General features: G+C 72.9%; 21 protein-coding genes. 14 read left to right on the forward strand and 7 right to left on the reverse strand.

From position 1 onward, the window contains the following. Window positions 1-29: 29 nt before the first annotated feature. A complete protein-coding gene (locus DEJ20_RS06630; protein WP_111236697.1) occupies window positions 30-1,442 on the forward strand; it encodes a protein kinase domain-containing protein in 1,413 nt (470 codons plus the stop codon). 367 nt (window positions 1,443-1,809) lie between these two features. Here DEJ20_RS06630 and DEJ20_RS06635 read toward each other — a convergent pair whose 3' ends face one another. Continuing rightward, entirely contained in the window at window positions 1,810-2,607 is a 798-nt protein-coding gene (locus tag DEJ20_RS06635) for an SDR family NAD(P)-dependent oxidoreductase (protein ID WP_111236696.1), read from the reverse strand. A gap of 110 nt (window positions 2,608-2,717) precedes the next feature. Here DEJ20_RS06635 and DEJ20_RS06640 point away from each other — a divergent pair, with 110 nt between their 5' ends. Next, entirely contained in the window at window positions 2,718-3,623 is a 906-nt protein-coding gene (locus tag DEJ20_RS06640; RefSeq protein WP_111236695.1) for an AraC family transcriptional regulator, read from the forward strand. Window positions 3,624-3,629: 6 nt separating this feature from the next. Here the strand turns inward: DEJ20_RS06640 and DEJ20_RS06645 are convergent, their stop codons facing one another. The 4 genes from DEJ20_RS06645 to DEJ20_RS06660 form a co-directional block, all read right to left on the reverse strand. Beyond that, window positions 3,630-4,115, reverse strand: coding sequence for a tetratricopeptide repeat protein (locus tag DEJ20_RS06645; protein ID WP_111236694.1), 486 nt, complete (start codon window positions 4,113-4,115; stop codon window positions 3,630-3,632). Next, on the reverse strand, window positions 4,112-4,921 hold the full coding sequence (locus DEJ20_RS06650) for a DUF6807 domain-containing protein (protein ID WP_111236693.1): 810 nt from the start codon (window positions 4,919-4,921) through the stop codon (window positions 4,112-4,114). Before DEJ20_RS06650 ends, DEJ20_RS06645 begins: the two co-directional genes overlap by 4 nt. Window positions 4,922-4,931: 10 nt before the next feature. Continuing rightward, entirely contained in the window at window positions 4,932-5,630 is a 699-nt protein-coding gene (locus DEJ20_RS06655) for a class I SAM-dependent methyltransferase (RefSeq protein WP_111236692.1), read from the reverse strand. A gap of 174 nt (window positions 5,631-5,804) precedes the next feature. Then, window positions 5,805-6,554, reverse strand: coding sequence for a FadR/GntR family transcriptional regulator (locus DEJ20_RS06660; protein ID WP_111236691.1), 750 nt, complete (start codon window positions 6,552-6,554; stop codon window positions 5,805-5,807). A 286-nt stretch (window positions 6,555-6,840) separates the two neighbouring features. Here DEJ20_RS06660 and DEJ20_RS06665 point away from each other — a divergent pair, with 286 nt between their 5' ends. The 6 genes from DEJ20_RS06665 to DEJ20_RS06690 are packed head-to-tail and all read left to right on the forward strand — an operon-like array spanning window position 6,841 to window position 13,113. After that, window positions 6,841-8,259 (forward strand): MFS transporter, encoded by a 1,419-nt coding sequence (locus DEJ20_RS06665; protein WP_111024851.1) that lies wholly within the window; start codon window positions 6,841-6,843, stop codon window positions 8,257-8,259. Beyond that, window positions 8,256-10,031 carry a dihydroxyacetone kinase family protein gene (locus tag DEJ20_RS06670; RefSeq protein WP_111236690.1) on the forward strand — a complete coding sequence of 592 codons (1,776 nt, stop codon included), beginning with the start codon at window positions 8,256-8,258 and terminating at the stop codon, window positions 10,029-10,031. Before DEJ20_RS06665 ends, DEJ20_RS06670 begins: the two co-directional genes overlap by 4 nt. Window positions 10,032-10,056: 25 nt before the next feature. Then, window positions 10,057-10,542 carry a ribose-5-phosphate isomerase gene (locus DEJ20_RS06675; RefSeq protein ID WP_111236689.1) on the forward strand — a complete coding sequence of 162 codons (486 nt, stop codon included), beginning with the start codon at window positions 10,057-10,059 and terminating at the stop codon, window positions 10,540-10,542. Then, window positions 10,542-11,357 carry a triose-phosphate isomerase family protein gene (locus DEJ20_RS06680; protein ID WP_111236688.1) on the forward strand — a complete coding sequence of 272 codons (816 nt, stop codon included), beginning with the start codon at window positions 10,542-10,544 and terminating at the stop codon, window positions 11,355-11,357. The genes DEJ20_RS06675 and DEJ20_RS06680 overlap by 1 nt, the downstream gene beginning before the upstream one ends. Further along, window positions 11,354-12,199 carry a sugar phosphate isomerase/epimerase family protein gene (locus DEJ20_RS06685; RefSeq protein ID WP_111236687.1) on the forward strand — a complete coding sequence of 282 codons (846 nt, stop codon included), beginning with the start codon at window positions 11,354-11,356 and terminating at the stop codon, window positions 12,197-12,199. The genes DEJ20_RS06680 and DEJ20_RS06685 overlap by 4 nt, the downstream gene beginning before the upstream one ends. Beyond that, window positions 12,196-13,113, forward strand: a complete 918-nt coding sequence (locus DEJ20_RS06690; RefSeq protein ID WP_051596643.1) for a phosphogluconate dehydrogenase C-terminal domain-containing protein — start codon at window positions 12,196-12,198, stop codon at window positions 13,111-13,113. The genes DEJ20_RS06685 and DEJ20_RS06690 overlap by 4 nt, the downstream gene beginning before the upstream one ends. A 32-nt stretch (window positions 13,114-13,145) precedes the next feature. On the opposite strand, the gene DEJ20_RS06695 is transcribed toward DEJ20_RS06690, so the two are convergent. After that, window positions 13,146-14,741: a D-apionate lactonase family protein gene (locus DEJ20_RS06695; protein ID WP_111236686.1), complete on the reverse strand. Its 1,596-nt coding sequence runs from the start codon at window positions 14,739-14,741 to the stop codon at window positions 13,146-13,148. 80 nt (window positions 14,742-14,821) lie between these two features. On the opposite strand from DEJ20_RS06695, the gene DEJ20_RS06700 reads away from it, so the two are divergent. The 3 genes from DEJ20_RS06700 (at window position 14,822) to DEJ20_RS06710 (ending at window position 16,487) form a co-directional block, all read left to right on the forward strand. Beyond that, window positions 14,822-15,583: an SDR family NAD(P)-dependent oxidoreductase gene (locus tag DEJ20_RS06700; RefSeq protein WP_111236685.1), complete on the forward strand. Its 762-nt coding sequence runs from the start codon at window positions 14,822-14,824 to the stop codon at window positions 15,581-15,583. Window positions 15,584-15,691: 108 nt separating this feature from the next. Then, the gene (locus DEJ20_RS06705; RefSeq protein ID WP_111236684.1) at window positions 15,692-15,886 is read left to right on the forward strand and encodes a hypothetical protein; all 195 of its coding nucleotides are present in this window, start codon (window positions 15,692-15,694) and stop codon (window positions 15,884-15,886) included. 85 nt (window positions 15,887-15,971) lie between these two features. Continuing rightward, a complete protein-coding gene (locus tag DEJ20_RS06710) occupies window positions 15,972-16,487 on the forward strand; it encodes a hypothetical protein (RefSeq protein WP_146245514.1) in 516 nt (171 codons plus the stop codon). 9 nt (window positions 16,488-16,496) lie between these two features. Here DEJ20_RS06710 and pdxR read toward each other — a convergent pair whose 3' ends face one another. Further along, entirely contained in the window at window positions 16,497-17,951 is a 1,455-nt protein-coding gene (pdxR, locus tag DEJ20_RS06715) for a MocR-like pyridoxine biosynthesis transcription factor PdxR (protein WP_111236682.1), read from the reverse strand. Window positions 17,952-17,972: 21 nt separating this feature from the next. Between pdxR and DEJ20_RS06720 the strand changes: the two genes are divergently transcribed. From DEJ20_RS06720 to rlmN, 3 genes are all read left to right on the forward strand, one after another. Next, on the forward strand, window positions 17,973-18,722 hold the full coding sequence (locus DEJ20_RS06720; RefSeq protein WP_111236681.1) for a pyridoxamine 5'-phosphate oxidase family protein: 750 nt from the start codon (window positions 17,973-17,975) through the stop codon (window positions 18,720-18,722). Between the two features lie 182 nt (window positions 18,723-18,904). Further along, a complete protein-coding gene (locus DEJ20_RS06725; RefSeq protein WP_111236680.1) occupies window positions 18,905-19,858 on the forward strand; it encodes a C40 family peptidase in 954 nt (317 codons plus the stop codon). Window positions 19,859-19,951: 93 nt separating this feature from the next. Further along, complete coding sequence (rlmN, locus tag DEJ20_RS06730) at window positions 19,952-21,184, forward strand: dual-specificity RNA methyltransferase RlmN (protein ID WP_017885785.1); 1,233 nt, start codon at window positions 19,952-19,954, stop codon at window positions 21,182-21,184. The last annotated feature ends 306 nt before the right edge of the window (window positions 21,185-21,490 follow it).

Raw genomic sequence — 21,490 nt, forward strand, 5'->3', positions numbered from 1 at the left:
TTGGTGCCGGAGCCGAGAACGAGGGTTGGATGATCCCGACGGAAGAACACGACGCGAGCGCGCCGCTGCTCGACGGTCGGTACCGCTTGGAGCAAGCGATCGGCCAGGGCGGCATGTCCGTCGTCTACCGGGGTGTGGACGAGAGCCTGCACCGCCCGGTCGCGATCAAGCTCTTCCACGCAGGCATCGTCGACATCGCCCGGCAAGAGGCCGAACTCGGCGTGCTGGCGTCGCTCGAGCACCACAACCTCGTCAGCCTGCTCGACGCCGGTGTCGTCGCCGGGCAGGACGGCACGCAGCAGCGCTACATCGTGATGTCGCTCGTCGTCGGGCAGGACCTCGAGGAGCGCCTGGCCGTCGGCCCGCTCGCCTCGCGGCACATCGCCGAGATCGGCTACGACATGGCCGAGGCCCTCGACTACATCCACGCCCACGGCGTCGTGCACCGCGACATCAAGCCGTCGAACATCCTGCTCGTCGACTACGGCAACGGTTCCGACCGGGCCCGGGCGCGCCTGACCGACTTCGGCATCGCGCTCGCCGCCGGCGTCGAACGCCTGACCGCCGACGGCGTGACCACCGGAACCGCCGCGTACCTCAGCCCCGAGCAGGCGCGCGGCGGCGAGGTCGGCCCACCGAGCGACGTCTACTCGCTCGGCCTCGTGCTGCTGCAGTGCTTCACCCGCCGTCGCGAGTTCCCGGGCTCCCTCGTCGAGTCCGCCGTCGCCCGCCTGTCCCGCGACCCCGTGGTCCCCGAGCCCCTGCCCGAGCACTGGAAGCACCTGCTCCGTGCCATGACCGCGCAGGACCCCGCGGCCCGTCCGCTCGGCGCCGAGCTGGTCACGATGCTCCGCGACGTCGTGATCGCCGAGACCGCCACGGCCGACCACGTGGTCGAGCCGACCGACGAGACGGCCCCGGTACCGACGCGCCCCGAGACGGACCGCCCGGCGACCCTCGACACCCTGCCCGACGAGTCACTGCAGCGCACCACGGCGATGGCGGCCCGGCTCTTCGACGCACCGATCGCCCTGGTCGAGGTCCTCGACGAGGACCGCGAGTGGTCCCAGTCGTACATCGCCGAGGGCGTCGACGATGCCGCCCGCAGCATCAGCTTCCGCAACGGCTTCGCCCCGGTCCCCGTCCCCGTCGTGATCCCGGACGGCTCCGCGCACCCCGAGATGCGCAACAGCCCCCTGGTCACCGGGCCGCTCGGCATCCGCTTCTACGTCAGCGTCCCGCTCGTGAAGCACGACGGCGCGCCGATCGGCACCCTCGCCGTCCTCGACACCCGCCCGCGGCAGGCCACCGAGGACGACCTCGCGAACCTCCGCGACCTGGCGGCGCTCGCCGTCACGCAGCTCGAGATCCGACAGGAGTCCCTGCGCACGACCAGCGACTCGCTGCCGGTCCCACGGGTGGTCGGCGGCGACACCACCTGACGGGAGGCGCGGTGCCAGCCCGCACCGCGCCTCCCGACCGTGCGGTGGTCGCGCCCACCGCCGCGCCGACGCCGTCCGCCGAGCGGTCACGATCCGTCGCCGGGCGCGCTCCCGCGCGACGGTCCGTGGCCGCTCGACCGCCCGTCAGCGGTGTGTCGTGACCACTCGCGGTGCCGGGGATCCGCTCGCGTCGGCTGGCACTGTCGAGCGGGCGGAATGCCGGGGTGCTTCCGTGTGCCGACCCGGGTGTTTCGCCCGTTCGCGGTGGTGGGGGTTCGCGCGGGGCGGCTGGCGCTGCCGAGCGGGCGGAATGCCGGGGTGCCTCTGCGGCCGACCCGGGTGTTCCGCCCGCTCGTGCGGGGCGCGCTCAGCCGAGGCGGGTCGCGGCGAGGCCGCCGTCCACGTCGATGGTGGCGCCGTGCACGAAGGTCGCCTCGTCGGAGGCCAGCCAGCGCACGGCGAACGCGACGTCCACCGGTCGGACGGGCGCGCCGGCCGGGGTGCCCGCCGTCATCTGCGCGAGGACGTCGTGCGAGTCCGCGTTGCCGGGCGTCGCGGTGGCGCCGGGCGACACGGTCGACACCCGCACGCCGTGCGGTCCGAACTCGGCTGCCCAGGCACGGGTCAGCTGCTCGACGGCGGCCTTCGTCGCCGGGTAGAGCGCCGTGAACGGGACGCCGACACGGGACATCCACGAGCCGATGTTCACGATGACGCCCGACTCGCGTTCGACCATCGCAGGAGCCAGCGCTCCGACCAGCACGTGCGGCGCGCGGACGTTCGTGGCCCAGAGGGCTTCGGCGTCCTCGTCGGCGAGCAGCGCGGTGGGGCCGACCGGGTAGACGCCGGCGTTGTTGACGAGGACGTCGACCCGGCCGCCGAGGGCCTCGGTGGCGCGGGCAGCGAGGTCACGGACCGCGCTGGGGTGGCTGTTCAGGTCGCCGATCACGGCCACGGCGGTGCCTCCGGACGCGGTGATGGTGTCCACCACGGCCTGCGTGCGCTCCGGGTCGCGGCCGGCCACCGCGACGGTGGCGCCGGAGGCGGCGAGGATACGGGCGACGGCTGCGCCGATGCCGCTCGAGGCGCCGGTCACCAGCGCGGTGCGGCCGGCCAGTCGGGCGTCGGTGGTCAGGGAGTCGAGGAGTGCTTCGTTGGTCTGCATGCTCCGATGCTCGTTCCGACGGACCCGGCGGTGATTGCCCAGGGCTCCGGAGTGCTTGCCGGATCCTGCGCGGGCACCCCTCGCGTCGGATGCCTCGACAGAATGGGCACATGGACGACGTCATCTCGGACCGGCTGGACCGTGCGTTGCAGAGCGTCCTCGCCCACCTGGACGACACTGAGCGCGCCGGACGGATCGGCCTCCGCCTGGCCCGGGTGGACCGTCCGACCGACCTCGGGTACCAGCGCTACACGCCGTCGGTGTCGCTGGTGCTCGCCGGACGGAAGCGCTCGGTAGTGGGGGACGACGACCAGGTCTGGGGTCGGGAGCGCTTCATCATCACGCCGGTCGACCTGCCCGTGATCGCCGGGGTGGTCGAGGTCGAACCACCCGCGGGGTTCGTCGCGGTCGTCTGGCAGCTCGACCCCGCGGTGGTCGCCGAGGTCGCGACGGCGATGTCCCGCCCCCACCAGGACGAAGCGCCGCCGGCACGACTCGGCAGCTGGACCCCGGCCCTGGCGGACGCGTTCGCCCGACTCGTCGGACTGCTCGATGCTCCGGAGGACATGACGGTCCTCGCCCCGCTCGTCACCCGCGAGGTCGTGCTCCGCCTGCTGCAGACCGACCAGGCACCGCGCATCCTGGCCGCGATCGGCAATCGCGACGGCGACGTCGTCGCAGCGGCCACCGCCCTGCTCACCGACCGGTTGGCGGACCCGTGGTCGGTGGCGGGCCTGGCCGCGGCGGTCCGAACGAGCGAGTCGACGCTGTTCGCGCGCTTCCGGCAGGTCACCGGGATGAGCCCGGTGCAGTACCTGCGGCGGCTGCGGCTCGGGGAGGCCCGGCGGCGGATGATCGTGCTCGGTGACACCGCTGCCCAGGCTGCGGCGGCGGTGGGGTATCGGAGCGCCTCGCACTTCTCGCGCGACTACCGCGCCCTGCACGGCCGGCCACCGGCTGCCGACGCCGGTCGGGCCCGTGAAATGCTCGCGCGGGGCGAGGTCGCGATCGCCTGAGGCGCGTCAGTCCTCGGTGAGGGCCGCCGCGTAGGCCCGGACGGACCGGTGGTACCGGGGGAGTGTCGGCTCGACGGCCTCGATCGCGACGCGCAGGGCCTCGGCGGAGCGTCCCGCGCTGTGCAGGGCGAGCGCGAGGAACACCTTGGGTGCCGCCCCGGTGGCGGGGTGTTCCGGCGCGTCGCGGAGCATCGTGATGGCCGCGTCGATCCGGCCGAGGTTCCGCAGCGTCGAGGCGTGCTGGACGACCATCCTGGCTGCGCGGTCCGGGTCGACGGCGTCCAGGCCGGCTGCGGTCGCGGCGGCGTACTGCACGTCGGCATCGGCCTCGTGTCCGCCCGAGTCGAAGGCGCCGCCGAGCTCGAACGCGCCGAGTGCGGGATGCGGAGCCTCGGCGGCGAGGTCGCGCATCCGCTCGATCCGCTGCTGGTCGTCGATCGTCTCGTCGTCCCACAGCGCCGCGACGCGTGACTCCCAGTCCCCGGTGCTCATCCGGCGAGCGTACCGCCGTCGGTGATCGTCGCGCGGAACGAGCGGACCAGCGGTTCGCCGGGCTGCACGACGGCGGGGGTGTCCCACGCCAGGGCCGAGCCGATCGCGGGGTACTCCTCAGCGCGGACGAACCAGGGGTCGTGGTGGTCGACGGCCTCGATCCGGATCGTCGCCGGACCGCCGTCGAACACCGCCGACCAGGTAATCCAGGGTGTGACCGAGCCGTGCACGGCTGTCTCGCCCTCGCCCTCGGCGGTCCGGACGACGACCCCCGTGCACTCGGGGAACCGCCAGAAGAAGCCGCCGTAGCCAGCTCCGGTCCGGCCGTTGCTGCCCGGGCCCCCGAGGTGCACCGGGGCGTCAGCGGGGGTGCGGAACGACGACGACCAGGACAGTTCCCACCCGCTGGTGACCGCGCGCCAGCGCAGGGTGCGGTCCTCGCGCAGGACCACCGTGCGATCCGGGCCCCGCCAGACGAGCGCTTCGGCGGACATCGTGCCGTGCTGCTCGGCGAGCACCACCTCGACCGAGCCGTGGTCGTCACGCCAGACGTAGCCGCGGCCGTGGACGTAGGTCCGGCCGCCCCAGCAGTTCACGCCGTCGACGTCCGGGATCGCGACGCCGACGCCACAGTGCCAGTCGTGGTCGCCGGGGTGGTGCGCGCTGACGACGGTGCCGCCGAGGGTCCGGACCGGGTGCAGGTACGGCCGAGGGGACGACGTGGCGATCGTGCCGGTGCCGCTGCGTTCGACGGCGACCTCGACACCGTCCACGACGAGTGCGCGGATGCCGTCGTCGGTGCTCACGCCACCGACGCTACCCGCGCGTCAGCCGGGCGAGCACGACGCTGTCGAGCACCTCGTGCGGATCACCCTCCGGTGTCGTCGCGGTGCGCGGCCGGACCTCGGCGACCAGGACATCCCACCGGTCGTCGAGCTGCAGGGCGGCGAGGTCGTCGGCCGGTGCGGGGAACCGGTACTCCCGTAGCTCGGGCGGCAGGTCGTCGTGCGGGGGAGCGGCGTGCGCGGTGACGAGCAGGTGCCCACCGACGTCGACGAAGCCGGCGGCCCGACGCAGGATGTCGGCTCGGGGGATCTCCACCGGCCACGACTGCAGGAACGACGCCGTCACCAGGTCGAACCGCCCGGCGGTGTCCCACCGGGCGAGGTCCGCGGCGACGAACGCCGTCCGGTCCTCCACCCCGGCGGCGACGGCGGCCCGCGAACCGCGCTGGAGCGCCGTCACGGACAGGTCGATTCCGGTCACGTCCCACCCCTGCTCGGCGAGCCACACCACGTCGCCGCCCTCGCCGCAGCCGAGGTCGAGCGCACGCCCCACCGGCAGCCCCCAGGTCACCGAGGCGAGCACGGCGTTCACCCGGCCGGACCAGATGCCGTCGCGCTCGGCGTAGCGGGCCTCCCACCACTCCCGGGCGGACGGTGCGGCGGTGGCGTCGGAGGCGGCGGTGGCATCGGTGGCGGATCCGGCGGCGGAGCCGTCGTGGTGGGTGTGCATACACCTACTCCAGCGCACCTGCCGGGCCGGACCCAAGCGGTGTTGCCGACCCAGCAACACCGCACGGTGCGGGGCGGGCGGGACCCGGGCCTCCCGTCCGCCCGATCGTGAGCAGAAGGTGTCGGGTCGGCTCGACGGACCCGACCATTCCTGCTCACGAAGCGCGCGCGCCCCCTACTCGTCGGCGGCCAGCGGCTCGGCGTGCTCGATGCGGGCGCTCGCCGTGGCCATGTGCGCGTCCATCGCGCGCTGGACGGCGGAGACGTCGCGGACGCGCAAGGCCTCGAAGACGGCGCGGTGCTCGTGGAACGCGGCCTCGGTCGCCTGCCGGGTCTGCACGCGCCGCGCGACCCAGACGCTCAGCATCGAGCGCAGGCTCTGCAGCAGGTCGGCGAGCACGTCGTTGCCGGACGCCCGCGCCAGCAGGACGTGGAACCGGACGTCGGCGTCGATGAAGGCCTGCGGGTCGTCGAGCGTCGCCTCCTGCCGGACCAGGTACTCGCCGAGCTCGGTGATTTGCTCGTCGGTGGCGCGCTGTGCGGCGAGGATCGCGGCCGTGCGCTCCAGCGAGGACCGGATCTCGAGCAGCTCGCGGGTGCGGTTGGACGCCAGCATGAGGCCCCACGACAGGGTCGTCGGGAGCAGGTCCGAGGTGCCTCCGCGCAGGTAGGTGCCCGAGCCGGGGCGGATCTGCACGATGCCCAGGATCTCGAGGGCGGCGAGGGCCTCGCGGACGGCCGAGCGTCCGACGCCGAGCCGCTCGGACAGGATCCGCTCCGAGGGCAGCCGTGAGCCGGGGGCCAGTTCGCCGGCGGTGAGCAGTGAGACGAGCTGTCGGGCGACCACCGAGGCGGGGGACCCGACGGGCACGGACTCGAGCTCGAGTCGGATGTTGAGGGGGTCGTCCGGGCTGAACGCGGGCATGGAGTGAGCGTACCGGTCGGTCAACCGGTTGCGTGGGGAGCGGCGCCAGCGCGGCGAGCGGTGCGCACGGTGCAGCGAAGAGCGCGCGAAATGGTCAACCGGTTGACAAGTTGCCCGACCGCGACGCACACTGGATCAGGCGCACCGATGCGCCCGCTCTCGATCCGCGCAGCAGCACGGACCGTCCTGGCGCAGCCGACTGGAACATCCCGGCCCAGCCGCCAGGAGCGTCCCGGCGCAGCCGCCAGGACGGGAGTCGTACCACCCCCACCGAGCAGGAGTCATCGTGGACATCCCCGCCACGCGAGGCATCCCCACCTCGGTCGTCGAGAAGACGGCCATCCGCAAGATCGCGATCCGCATCGTGCCGTTCGTGGCGCTGATGTTCTTCATCAACTTCCTCGACCGCACCGCGATCTCCTTCGCCGCCCCAAACGGCATGGAGGCCGACCTCGGCCTGACCGCCGCCCAGTTCGGCTTCGCGTCCGGTGTGTTCTTCATCGGTTACCTCGTGCTCGAGGTGCCGTCCAACCTGGCGCTGCACAAGTTCGGCGCCCGGATCTGGCTCGCCCGCATCATGATCACGTGGGGCATCGTGTCCCTGCTCTTCACGTGGGTGCAGAACTACCCGCAGCTCGTCGGCCTGCGCTTCCTGCTCGGCATCGCCGAGGCCGGCTTCTTCCCCGGCGCGATCCTGTTCCTGTCGACCTGGGTCCCGGCCCGTCACCGCGGCAAGATGCTCGCGCTGTTCTACCTGGCGCAGCCGCTCACGAGCGTCATCGGTTCCCCGCTCGCCGGCTGGCTGATGACCCACGAGGGGATCCTCGGCGGTCTGGCCGGATGGCGCTTCATGTTCCTCTGCGTCTCGATCCCGGCGATCATCGTCGGCGTCCTGTGCCTCTTCGTCCTCAAGGACAAGCCGTCGCAGGCGAAGTGGCTCGACGAGGACGAGAAGGTCTGGCTGGAGACGACGCTCGCTGCCGAGAGCGCCGCGAAGGGCGGCGGAGACGGTCACGGCAAGGGCGGCCTGCGTGCGGCCTTCGGCTCCGGCCGCGTCTGGATGCTCGCCGCGGTGTACTTCGGCTTCATCTACGGCCTCTACGCGCTCAGCTTCTTCCTGCCGACGATCATCGACGGCTTCCAGGAGCAGTTCGGCACCACGTTCGACCTGTTCCAGAAGGGCCTGATCACGGCCATCCCGTACGTGCCGGCCGCGGTCGTCCTGTACTTCTGGTCGCGTGACGCCTTCCGTCGCGGCGTCCGGGTCTGGCACATCGCCGTCCCGGCCCTGGTTGGCGGCCTGAGCATCCCGGTCGCGCTCTACATGAACAGCCCGGCCGCCACCGTCGCGGTCATCGCGATCACCGCGTGTGCGATCTTCGCGGCCCTGCCGAACTTCTGGACGGTCCCGACGCAGTTCCTGACCGGTGCCGCCGCAGCCGCGGGGGTCGCCCTCATCAACACCGTCGGCAACCTCGGTGGGTTCGCCGCCCCGTACATCACCGGTGCGGTCAGCGAGTGGACCGGCGGGTACCAGGTCCCGATGTTCATCGTCGGCTTCTTCATGGTGCTGTCGAGCGTGCTGATGTTCGTGCTCGGCCGGAACACGAAGCGCAACGAAGCAGCTGCCGCGGCGTCCGGAGCCGACACCGCGGTCGCCGCCACGGACGGACCGACCGCCATCGCGAAGGAGGCCGGCGCATGACCCGCCTGTTCAACGACCCGGCGGACTTCGCCGACGAGATGGTGGACGGCTTCGTCGCCGCCAACCGCGCCCGGGTGCGCAAGGTGCACGGCGGCGTCGCCCGCTCCACCACCAGCCCCGAGGGCACCGTCGCGCTCGTCGTCGGCGGTGGCTCCGGCCACTACCCGGCCTTCGGCGGACTCGTCGGGCACGGCCTGGCGGCCGGTGCCGCGATGGGCAACCTGTTCGCCAGCCCGAGTGCCCAGCAGGTCACCGCGGTCGCGAAGGCGTCCGAGCACGGCGGCGGCGTGCTGCTGAGCTACGGCAACTACGCCGGCGACGTCCTGAACTTCGACGCCGCGGCACGGGCACTCGAGGCGCAGGGCATCGACGTCCGCACGGTCCGCGTGACCGACGACGTCGCGTCCGCGCCCGCCGACCAGGCGCACCAGCGCCGCGGCATCGCGGGGGACCTCTGCGTGTTCAAGGTGGCCGGAGCGGCCGCTGAGCGCGGCGACGACCTCGACGCGGTCACCGCGATCGCGACCCGCGCCAACGACCGCACCCGCAGCTTCGGGGTCGCGTTCTCGGGCTGCTCCCTGCCCGGCGCCGACGAGCCGCTCTTCACCGTCCCCGAGGGGCGCATGGCCATCGGCATGGGCATCCACGGCGAACGCGGCATCGCCGAGGCCGACGTCCCCACCGCGGACGGCCTGGCCGACCTGCTCGTCGACAAGCTCCTCACCGAGCGACCCGAGCGACCCGAGCGCACCGGCACCGGCACCACGACACACGGCACCGCACCAGACGCCACACCAGCACGCCCCGGTCCCCGCGTCGTCCCGATCCTCAACGGCCTCGGCTCGGTCAAGTACGAGGAACTCTTCGTCGTCTTCGGCGCCGTCCAGCGGAAGCTCACCGACGCCGGCATCGTCGTCGTGGAGCCCGAGGTCGGCGAACTCGTCACGAGCTTCGACATGGCGGGCGTCTCGCTCACCCTGTTCTGGCTCGACGACGAACTCGAGCAGCTCTGGGCAGCACCGGCCGACGCCCCCGCCTACCGCAAGGGCGGCGCCGTCCCGCAGCAGCCGGTGCCGGTCGAGGTGCTCGAAGCCGGCGTGGTCGTGCCCGTGACGCCGGGCACCGAGGAGTCCCAGGCCTCGGCCGCCCGCGTCGCGAGCGCGATCGCCGCGATCCGCGCCACGATCGACGACCACGCCGACGAACTCGGCCGCATCGACGCCGTCGCCGGGGACGGCGACCACGGCATCGGCATGCAGCGCGGCTCCACCGCCGCCGACCGCGCGGCACAGGACGCCGCCGCGCGTGGCGCCGGCGCCGGTTCGGTCCTCGCGATCGCCGGCGACGCCTGGTCCGACAAGGCCGGTGGCACGTCCGGTGCGATCTGGGGCGCCGCCCTGGAGGCACTGGGTCGCGTCCTCGGCGACGACGAACGCCCGTCGGCCGCCACCGTCCAGAGCGCGGTGCACGCCGCCGCCGAGGCCGTCCTGGCATTCGGGGCCGTCCCCGGTGACAAGACGATGGTCGACGCGCTCGTGCCGTTCGACCAGGTCTTCTCCGCCCGGGTCGACGCCGGCGACGAACTCGTCGACGCCTGGTCGGCCGCCTCGGCCGCAGCACAGACCGCGGCGGACGCCACGGCCGACCTGTTGCCGCGGATGGGCCGCGCCCGCACCCACGGCGAGGACGCCGTCGGCACCCCGGACGCCGGCGCGATCTCGTTCGCGCTCATCACCGCCGCGGTCCTGGCGACCATCGCCGTCCCCGCTTGACCCCCACCACGAAAGGCACACCCGCATGAGTGAGCAGCAGTTCCGCATCGTCGTCGGTTCGGACGACGCCGGCTTCGACTACAAGGAGGTCATCAAGGCCGACCTGGCGAAGGACTCCCGCGTGGCCTCGGTCGTCGACGTGGGCGTGGACGCCGACGGTCACACCGCCTACCCGCACGTCGCCGTCGACGCCGCCCGTCTGGTGGCGAACGGCGAGGCCGACCGCGCGATCCTGATCTGCGGCACCGGCCTCGGTGTCGCGATCGCGGCGAACAAGGTCCCCGGCATCCGCGCCGTGACCGCGCACGACTCGTTCTCGGTCGAGCGCTCGATCCTGTCGAACGACGCACAGGTCCTCTGCATGGGGCAGCGCGTCGTCGGGGTCGAGGTCGCGCGCCGGATGGCGAAGGAGTGGCTCGGCTACACCTTCGACCAGACGAGCGCGAGCGCCGAGAAGGTCAACGCGATCTGCGCCTACGACGGCGCCGCCCCGGTCGGGACCGACGCCTGATGACCGCGACCACGGCGGCCGCCCCGGTGACGATCGGGGTGTCGCTCAAGATGTACTTCTCGCACGCCCGGACGCTCGAGTGGGCGGCCGCCGTGGCCGACATCGCGCGGAGCCACCCGGCGGTGCGGTCCGGCGCGGTCGAGCTCTTCGTGGTGCCGACGTTCCCGTCGCTCGTCCCGGTGCGTGCGGTGATCGGGGACGCCCCCGTGACGCTCGGCGCGCAGGACCTGGCGTGGGCGGACAGCGGCGCGTTCACCGGCGAGGTCTCCGGTGCGGAGCTCCGTGAGATCGGGGTCGACCTCGTCGAGATCGCACACGCGGAGCGACGCGAACTGTTCCACGAGACGGACGACGAGATCGCCGGCAAGGTGCACGCGGCGTACCGCAACCACCTGCGGCCCCTGATCTGCATCGGCGAGACCGAGCGCGCCGCCGACGGCGACCCCGCGGCCGCGATCGCCGAGGTCACCGCGCAGCTCGACCGCTTCACCGCCACGGCGGCCGCCGACGGGCTGGCCGGACCGCTCATCGCCGCGTACGAGCCGGTGTGGGCGATCGGTGCCCCGCAGCCCGCGCCCGACGAGCACATCGTCGCCGTCCTGGCCGGTATCGAGCAGCACCTGGCGACCCGGCCGGAGCTCGCCGGCTCCGTCGCGATCTACGGCGGCAGTGCTGGTCCGGGCCTGCTGACCCGCGGTGCCGGACGCATCGGCGGCCTGTTCCTCGGCCGCTTCGCCCACGACCCCGAGGCGATCCGCACGATCCTCGACGAAGCCGAGGCGCTGACCGCGACGCAGGACGGAGCACCGGCATGACCTCCCTGCTCGGCCTCTCCACGTACGCCTACTTCTGGCGCATGTCCGACCGCGTCCCGTCGCCGATGTCCCTCGACGACGCCCTGCGCGACGCCGCCTCGCAGGACGGCGTCGACCTGTTCCAGATCTGCGACCACCTGCCGCTCGACACCGCGACCGACGAGCGCCTGGCCGCGATCCGGTCCCTGGCCGACGACCTCGGTCTCACGCTCGAGGTCGGCACCCGCGGCACCCGGCCGGAGCACCTCGCCCGGTACCTGCACGTCGCGCAGCAGCTCGGCGCGACGCTCGTGCGGAGCATGTGGACGAGCGGTGACGACCAGCCCGACGCGGCCGAGACCGAACGGCGCCTGCGGCAGGCGCTCCCCGCCTACCAGCGCGCGGGCGTGACCCTCGCGCTGGAGACGTACGAGGTCGTCGCCACCGCCGACCTCGTCGCGGTCATCGAGGCGATCGGCTCCGACCACCTCGGCATCTGCCTCGACCCGGCGAACACCGTCGCCCGGCTCGAACACCCGACCGACGTCGTGGCGATGACCGCTCCGCACGTCGTCAACTGGCACGTCAAGGACTCCGCCTTCACCCGCTCACCGGGCTGGGTCGGGTTCCAGTACACCGGCGTCCCGATCGGCACCGGGGTCCTCGACCACGACGCCGTCCGCGCCGCGATCGACCCGGACACCCGGGGGATCAACCGCGTCATCGAGTTCTGGCTGCCGTGGCAGGACGAGCACGCGGGCGCCGAACCGTTGCCGGGGGAGCCCCCCGCACAGACCACCACCCGCATCGAAGCGGCGTGGACCGAACACACCATCGAGTACATCAGGAGCAAGGAATCATGACCGACACCGTCACCACCCCCCACACCGTCGCTGCCGGATCCGGCACGGCCGACGTCACCGTCGCCGTGATCGGTGCCGGCGGCAAGATGGGCACCCGCGTCTCGAACAACTTCGCGAAGAGCGAGTACACGACCCTGTACAGCGAGGCGTCGCCCGCCGGCCAGGAGCGCATCCAGGCCCTCGGCCGCGAGATCACCGACAGCCTCGACGCCGCGAAGGCCGCCGACGTCGTCATCCTCGCCGTCCCGGACGTCCTGCTCGGCACCATCTCGGAGCAGCTCGTCCCCGTCATGAAGTCAGGCGCCAGCATCCTGACGCTCGACCCGGCCGCCGCCTACGCGGGTCTCCTCGCCAAGCGCGAGGACATCCACTACGCCGTGGCGCACCCGTGCCACCCGTCGGTGTTCCTCGAGCGCACCACCAAGGCCGAGTGGGACGACACCTTCGGTGGCATCGCCGCCCCGCAGGAGGTCATCGCGGCCTTCGACGCCTCGGAGTCGCTCGGCGACGAGGGCGACCGCGCCAAGGCCGTCGCCGAGGCCGTCATCACCACGATGTACGCCCCGGTCATCCAGGTGCACTGGGTCACGGTGAAGCAGCTGGCCGTGCTCGAGCCGACCCTGGTCGAGACGATCGCCTGCATGATCGGCGACTTCCTCAATGACGCCCTCGAGGAGACCGTCACGGGTGTCGGCGTGCCCCGCGAGGCCGCCCGCGCCATGCTCTACGGCCACACGTGGATCGCGCTGACCAACGGCCTGCGCGGCTCGAACCCGTTCTCCGACGCCTGCCACATCGCGATGGGCTACGGCCGCGAGAAGCTCATCAAGGAGGACTGGAAGCAGGTCTTCGACGACAGCGAGCTCGACTCGGTCATCGCGAAGATGCTCAAGATCGACGCCGTCCGGCGCTGAGCCGCACCGTCACCGACCACCGCGCCGACCCCTCAGCGCGTCCGGACCGGAACGCCCCGCCGACCCCCTTCCGGCGGGGCGTTCCCCGTGCCGTCGGCGGCCACGAACCCGCGCGGCCCCCATGCCTCCGCCAGCGTGATCGAGGCCACACCGGGCACCGTCAGCGCGCGCACCGCGTCGGCGAACCACCGCTCGGCGGCCGGCGTGTGCTGCGCCGGGTCGGTCGCGTCCGGGACGGTCTCCTGCCCGTACCCGTGCTCGACGGTCGCGTCCGTCAGGACCCGGGTCGGTGCCGTCGCCACCGCGTTGAACCGTGGCCGCAGCGTCACCGGTCCGACGTGCAGCGCCCTGCCGGCGGCCAGCCTGGAGGCACTGCTCACCACCCAGCGCTGCATCCGGATCGACTCGGTCACCTGTTCGGGCGACCGGTCGTGCATCTGCGGCGTCACGCTGCAGGTCAGGGGGCCGTCCCAGCCCGAGAACACCGCGATCGACCGGTTCAGCTCGGTGAAGTGGGCCCGGGTACCGGCGACGACCTCCAGCGCGCCGACCGCTGCCACCGCTTCGCGCAGTGCCCGCTGCAGCGCCGGCGTCGTCACGTGCGACACCGGGTCGAACGCCCCGACGCGGATCACCGGCCCGCCCTCGAGCACCGCGTCGGTCGCCGCGCGCAGCAGCACCGGGTCGTCGGTGACGAACCGGACGTCCAGGGGCACACCGCCCGCGTCCCGCCGGGCCGAGGCGAGCACCGCCTCGACGTTCGGGGCCCCGAGGGTCGGCTCGACCAGGATCGGGAACCCGCGGAGCAGGTCGGCGTCGTCCGGGCGCGCAGCGACCGGTGCCGAACCCGCGAGCAGCTGGAGCGTCGGCGGCGGCGTGACCACGGCACCGGGAGCCGGCCCGTCGAGCGCCGCGAGGTCCAGGGCGGGGGAGGCCGCGCCTCCCGACCGGGTGCCCGGACCACCTGCTGGACCGACCGCCGTCGCACGCAGGGTGAGCCCCTGCCGGACCGTCGTCCCAGGCGAGAGGGCGACCGGGAACGGCTCGGCGAGCGGCGTCGAGTACGTCTTGAACGAGGCGTCGGTCCAGTTGCGCTGGTCCTCGGTCTCGAACACGTCGCCGGTCAGGTCGAGCGCCAGCGCGACCGGGCCCGCCGACCAGTCGAGCCCGGCGACGTCGACGGCCGGTTGGTGCGGCGCGATCCAGAACGGGAACGCCGTCGCGGTGCTGCCACCGGACGGATGCCGCACCGTCAGCGGCTGTCCGGCCAGAGTCGGCGGGTGCAGTACGACGAGTCCGATGCGGTTGCGGCGGAAGGCCCGCGTGACCGTCCCGACCGCGGCGAGCCGCAGGGTGTCGTCGTCGAGCGTGACCTCGAGGACGGTGCGGACGACCTCGACGCCGTCGTACCGAGCGCTGGTCTCGAGGCGGATGCTGCCCTCGTCACCGTCCACCGTCCGTATGAGCACCGTGTCGTCGGCGGTGCGCCAGTCGTGGTCGCGGACGACGAACCGGACGGCGCGCAGGACGAGCGCGCCCCGGACGGTGACGTCGGTGAGTTCGGCTCCGCGCAGGGCCAGACGCCAGGGTCCGACGGACACGATCTCGTCGTTCGACGTCGCAGTCATGGTGCATGCCTAGCACCGGTCAACCGGTTGGGCAATGATGGGGGCGACGGAGCAGCGCTGCTCCGAGGACGGAGTCCCACATGACCGCACGACTCGACGGCCGGACCGCACTCGTCACGGGAGCGGGGTCCGGCATCGGCCGCGCGATCGCCGACCGCTTCGTGGCCGAGGGGGCCACCGTCGTCTACGCCGACCGTGACGCCGATGCGGCCGCCGGTGCCGCCGCCGCAGCCGGCCCGACCGCGACCGGCCTGACGATGGACATCGCCGACGAGGCGAGCGTGGCCGCGGGGTTCGCCGGACTGGCCGACCGTGGTGCGAGCCCCGACGTGGTGGTCGCGAACGCCGGTGTGCAGCTGTTCGGCCACGACGCGAAGGTCGCCGACCTGTCGCTGGAGACCTGGGACCGCACGGTCGCGGTCAACCTCACCGGCACGTTCCTGACGATCAAGCACGCCGTCCGGGCGATGCTCGCGAACGGCACCGGCGGGTCGGTCATCGCCACCGGGTCGCCCACCGGCCTGAACGGCGAAGGCGCCGACTTCGCGGCGTACTCCTCGACCAAGGGCGGCATCCACGCTCTCGTCCGGGCGACCGCGATGGCCTACGCGGGGGACGGCATCCGGGTGAACACGGTCGTGCCGGGCTACACCGAGACCGGCCTCGTGTCGGCGATCTCCGGTGACCCCGAGGCCCGAGCCGCGATCGTCGCCCGCACGCCCCTCGGCCGCCCCGGCACCCCCGACGACGTCACCGGCATCATGGTCTACCTGGCCAGCACGGAGTCGTCCTACGCCACCGGAGCGGAGTTCCGCGTCGACGGCGGCATGACGAGCCTCTGACCCGTCTCGGAGGCTCGGTGCGCCCGCCGGACCCTCCCACGCCCGACCTTTGGCCGCGGAACGCAGCACGTGGTTCGGCGGCTCCCGGCACGCGTACCGTCCGTCGCGATGATCGATTCGCCCACCACCGCTGCCCCGTCGAACTACGAGTCCGCCGACGGTGTGGACCCCCTGCACGTCACCACCTACCGACAGGTCCGCAAGGCCGCCCGCCGCGGACACGCCCTGCCCGGCGACGCCGGTGAGCCGTCCCTCGCCGACCTCGTCAACGATCGGAAGAACGGCACCGCCGAGTCCCGCTGACGCAAGCTCACGATCCGGTCTCGACGAGGTCTCGATCGGGACACGACGACGCGAACGGCACGACGGCGCTGCCACGATGTCGTCCATGGTCTCCTTCCGGTACGCACTGCCCCTGGTCGTCGTGAGCGCGGTCCTCGTGTCCGGCTCGCTTGCCGGTTGCTCGGCCGATTCCGGCACAGCGGCGGTCTCGACGTCGGCCCCGACGCCGACCTCGGAGGCCTCGAACGCCCAGTCCGTGGGCGGTGCGACGGACCCCATGGAGGAGGACCGGAGTGCTGCGGCGATCTGCGGCCAGATCAGTGCGCTGACGACGATCTCGCTGAACGCGACGGTCGGCCGCAGCCAGGGCGAGCTCTCCGAGGCGCAGTACCAGGCACTGATCGCGGCGGAACGCTTCGGCTACGAGCACCTGTCGAGCAGCGATGAGGAGCTCGATGACGCGATCGACTACGCGCACGAGTACCTCGACGCGCACCCCGCACCGGAGTCCGGGCCGGCGCTCGAGATGACCCCCGAGTGGGAACTCGTCGGGCGCACCCTGAACACCGCGTGCCAGCGGGCCGGGTCGAACGTCGTGAGCACCGCCCAGTACGGCGGCTGACGACCCTGATCAGGCTCCCGTGACCGCCGTCACCAGCGCGTCGAGCGCGCGGTCGAGCTCCGGCAGCGTCACGGCGCCGTAGCCGAACACGATGCCCGGCGGCGTGCTGCCGGGCGCGATCCCGTACTCCTCGAGCGACGCCACGAGCACCCCGGCGTCCGCCATCCGCTGCGCGATCTCCGCCCCGGTGGTCGGACCCGACCACGTGACCACCGCGTGCAGTCCGCCGTTCAGAGCACGGGCCTCCAGGCCGGCGACGTCGCCGAGCCGAGCCGCGATCCGGGCCCGGCGGTGCGTGTAATCCCGCCGGACCCGACCGAGGTGTCGCCGCAGCGCACCCGTCCGCAGCAGGTGCACGAGCGCGGCCTGCACCGGTTCGGCGACGACCGCGCCACGTGCTCGACGGGCAGCGAGTACCGCGTCCGTCACCGGGGAACCCGCCGCTGCGCCGGCCGCAGCGGGCAGCACGAGGTAGGCGCAGCGCAGCCGGGGGTCGAGCGTCTTCGAGAAGCCGCCCACGTGCAGCACCACGCCCTCGGCGTCGAGCGCGGCCAGCGCGGGCACGGGAGCGCCACGGTGCCGGAACTCGGAGTCGTAGTCGTCCTCGACCACGACGGTGCCGGTGGTGGCGGCCCAGGTGAGGAGCCGCCGGCGCCGGGCGACGGGCATCACCGACCCGAGCGGGTACTGGTGCGTCGGGCTGACCAGGACGGCGTCGACCGGTCCGGCGGCCTCGAGCGCGTCGAGGTCGAGGCCGTCCTCGCCGACCGGGACGCCCACCAGGGACCCGCCCGCACTCGTGATCGCACGGTGTCCGGTGCGGTAGCCGGGGTCCTCGACGGCGACGACGGGAGCGCGACCCAGCAGCCCCCGCAGCGCTTCGGTGACGAGCGACAGCGCCTCCGAGGTCCCCGCGGTCACGAGCACCCGGTCGACCGTCGCCGTGAACCCGCGGGTCAGGCCGAGCTGGGCGACGACCTGTGCCCGCAGGTCGGGGGAGCCGAGCGGATCCGCGATCGCGTTCCGGAGCGGGGCCGACGCCGCGGTGCGCCATGCTGCCCGCCAGTCCCGCTGCGGGATGGCGGTGACGGCCGGGATGCCGGGTCGGCAATCGACGAGCGGGGGAGTCCGCGCCGGATCGTCGGGGTCGGGGAAGCGGGCTCGGACCGGAGCCGAGCCCGGAGCCGAGCCCGGAGCCGAGGTCGCCGTCACACTCGCCGCGACCCGCGCGAGGGCACCGTGCCGCGTCCGCAGGTACCCCTCGCCGTCGAGCTGCTCGTACGCCGCGACGACGGTGCCCCGGGCCACCCCGAGCTCCGCCGCCAGCGCCCGCGTCGACGGCAGTGGATCGCCCTCGCGCAGGGTGCCGTCGTGCACCATCCCGCGCACCCGTGCCACCACACCGGACACCTTGCTCGACTGGTCCATCGTGATCTCCCCGATCTGGTCCAGGCGCCAGACCACTGGTGACCCTAGCGTGACGACATGCCCACCTCGAGCCCCGAACCGGAACCGCTCACCGACGGCCCCTCACTCCGCGTCCGCCGCCTGCGCGACCGCCAGTCCGACGACCCCGCCGTCCTGCACGCGATCCTCGCCGAGGCCCACGTCGCCCACGTCGGCATCGTCCGCGGCGGCCACCCCGTCGTCCTGCCGTTCCTCTGCGCCGTCGGGGACCTCGGCGACGGCCCCGTCCTGCTGCTGCACGGCTCGACCGGTGGAGGTCTGTTCCTCGACGCCGGGGCCGAGGGCGTCCCGGTCGCCGCCACCATCACCCACCTGGACGGTCTCGTCTTCGCACGCTCCACCAACGACAGCTCGGCGAACTACCGCAGCGCGATGGTCGCCGGCCGCGCCACCGTGGTGCCGACCGACCTGCGCACCGAAGCCCTCTGGCAGGTGGCCGACCACCTCATGCCGGGCCGCCGGGCCGAGGTGCGCGAGATGACCGCGAAGGAGGTCCGCGCCACCCAGGTCCTCCAGCTGCCCCTCGACCGCGCGAGCGTCAAGGTCCGAGCCCACGGTGTCGGCGAGGACCCGGCGGACGGTGAGGACCACACCGTCTGGGCGGGCGTGCTGCCACTCGCGGTCCGCGCCGGGGTCCCGATCCCGGGGGACATCTCGGGGGACAGCCCGGTGGACGCATCGGTCGTCGCGCTGTCGGCTCGCCTCGACCGCCTGGCGGCCGACCGGGAGGCCCGGATCGCCGCCGTCATGCGGGTCGCGCCGGCCTGAACCCGGGTCCACCGCCGCGGGCCGGCTCCGGAACGCCCGTGCGCGCCGTCGGAGTGGCCTGCGAGCGGTGCTCGTTCCTGTGACCAGCCGCAGGAACACTCCGGCGCTGCCCAGCCGCGAGCACCACCGTGACCAATACGTTACTTTCCGGACCGCCGAGTGGTCCCGACCCGGAAGGACCCATGGGACGCCACACCCTGCCTGCAGCAGCCGACGACCGTCAGTACGCGCGAACGCACACGCACCCCGCGGTCGACCCCGCGCCGCTGACGCCGGACACGCAGCAGTCCCGTCCCCGTGGTCGCCGCTCCGCCCTCGGCCCCGCGGCCGCCCGCTCCACCTTCGTCGAGCACCCGAAGCCGGCCCGGACCGTGCGGATGCAGCCGCGTCCCGCCCCCGTCGCGTCGTCGGCCGGCAGTGCGGTGCTGAGCCGGACCGCCACCTTGCGTGCCGAGCGCGCCGTCGATCCGCGGCACATCCGCCGTTCCGCCAACGCGAAGCGCGCGGCGATCCTGCTCGCGCCCGCGATCGCAGTGACCTCGAGCCTGACGCTCGCCCTGCCCGCGAACGCCGACACCCTGCCCGCGGACACCCGCGCCGGCACGACCACGGCGCAGGCCGCCCAGACCTTCACGGTGGCGCACGACGTCCAGGTGCCCGTGGTCTCCACCGACGGCATGACCACCACGACGACGATCGTGTCCTACCCGACGCTCGACCTCCGCTTCGGGGTGACGACCGCGCAGGCACAGTCCGCGTTGTCCGCCGCACTCTCGGCCGGGGGCGACCGGGCCACGATCGTGCAGACCGCCCTGCAGTACATGGGGGACCCGTACGTCGAGGGCGGCGCGAGCCACGAGGGCATCGACTGCTCCGGGCTCACGATGGTCGCGTACCAGGCAGTGGGGATCCAGCTCGTGCACTACGTGCCGACGCAGGACGCAGTCGCCACCACGATCCCGGAGTCCGAGGCGCTGCCGGGCGACCTCGTCGTGTACGACGACGAGGACCACGTCGGCCTGTACCTCGGCCAGGGGCTCGTCCTGCAGGCACCGCACCCGGGCGAGGTCGTCGACATCGTCCCGATGTACTCGGCGGCGCACCACTTCGCGCGCGTCCTGCCCGCCGGCAGCTGACCCGACCATCCGTGGCGCGGCCGTGGTGGTGACCAGCAGGACCACCCGGACGGGGCGTCCCCACCGATCACGGGCCTCCCGTATCCTGGAGTGATGGCTTCCGACACCCGCACCCCGTTCGAACAGCAGCAGTCTGCTCGTCCGCAGGTGCGCCCGCGCACCGAGGGCTGGAAGCAGGCCACCGACACCGACGGTCGCCCGCTGCTGCAGTTCGCGTCCCCGAAGCGTGGCAAGCCGCCCGTGCACCTGGCCGACCTGACGGCCGAGGAACGCGAGGCCCGCGTGAAGGAACTCGGCCTGCCCGGGTTCCGTGCCAAGCAGCTCGCGACCCACTACTTCCAGCACTACACGTCCGACCCGGCCAAGATGACCGACCTGCCCGCCGCCCAGAGGGAGCAGCTCGTCGCCGGGATGCTGCCGCCGCTCCTCACCGAGACCCGGCGGCTGGCGACGGACAACGGCGACACGATCAAGTTCCTCTGGAAGCTGCACGACGGCGCCCTGGTCGAGTCGGTCCTCATGCGCTACCCGGGCCGCATCACCCTGTGCGTCTCGTCCCAGGCCGGGTGCGGCATGAACTGCCCGTTCTGCGCCACCGGCCAGGCTGGGCTGACCCGCAACATGTCCACCGCCGAGATCATCGAGCAGATCGTCCGGGCCAACGCCGCGATCGCCGCTGGTGAGCTCGGGGGGGATCCCCGCAAGGGCGGCAACGACCGCGTCGACGCCGAGCGCGTGACGAACATCGTGTTCATGGGCATGGGAGAGCCGCTCGCGAACTACAAGCGGGTGATGGACGCCGTGCGGTTGATGGTCGCGCCGCAGCCGAACGGTCTCGGCATGAGTGCCCGCGGCATCACGGTGTCGACTGTCGGACTCGTGCCGGCGATGATCAAGCTCGCGGACGAAGGGATCCCGCTCACCTTCGCGTTGTCCCTGCACGCTCCCGACGACGAGCTCCGCGACGAGCTCATCCCGGTGAACTCGCGCTGGAAGGCCGACGAGGCGATCGACGCCGCGCACAACTACTACGTCAAGACGGGCCGTCGTGTCTCGATCGAGTACGCGCTCATCAAGGACATGAACGACCACGCCTGGCGAGCGGACCTGCTCGCCGAGAAGCTCAACAAGCGCGGCAAGGGCTGGGTGCACGTCAACCCGATTCCGCTCAACCCGACGCCAGGCTCCGTGTGGACCTCGTCCGAGGTGCACGTGCAGGACGAGTTCGTGCGCCGACTCAACGCCGCCGGCATCCCGACGACCCTGCGCGACACCCGCGGCAAGGAGATCGACGGGGCGTGCGGGCAGTTGGCAGCGGCCGAGTAGGTCGGTCGGATCAGCGGGACCGGTCCAGTCCGGTTCGTCTGGTGGTCGTCTGTTCGTTCGTTCGGGAGGCACGGTGCGGGTTCGCACCGTGCCTTCCGTCGTTCCCGGGGTCGCGCTCAGGCCGTCGATCCCCGGAAACCCGGGAGACACGTGCCGTTCACCCGACTGCGACACGCCCGGGAGGGACGACGGTTGGCAGGGCCCCCGGGGCGTGTGTAAAGTAATCACTCGTTGCCGCTGAGGCGGAGAACGGAACGGCCGAGACGGTCACAGGGTGCAAGCCCTGGATGCGCAGTCCGGACGGGG

The sequence above is a fragment of the Curtobacterium sp. MCSS17_005 genome (assembly GCF_003234225.2).
GTDB lineage: Bacteria > Actinomycetota > Actinomycetes > Actinomycetales > Microbacteriaceae > Curtobacterium > Curtobacterium flaccumfaciens.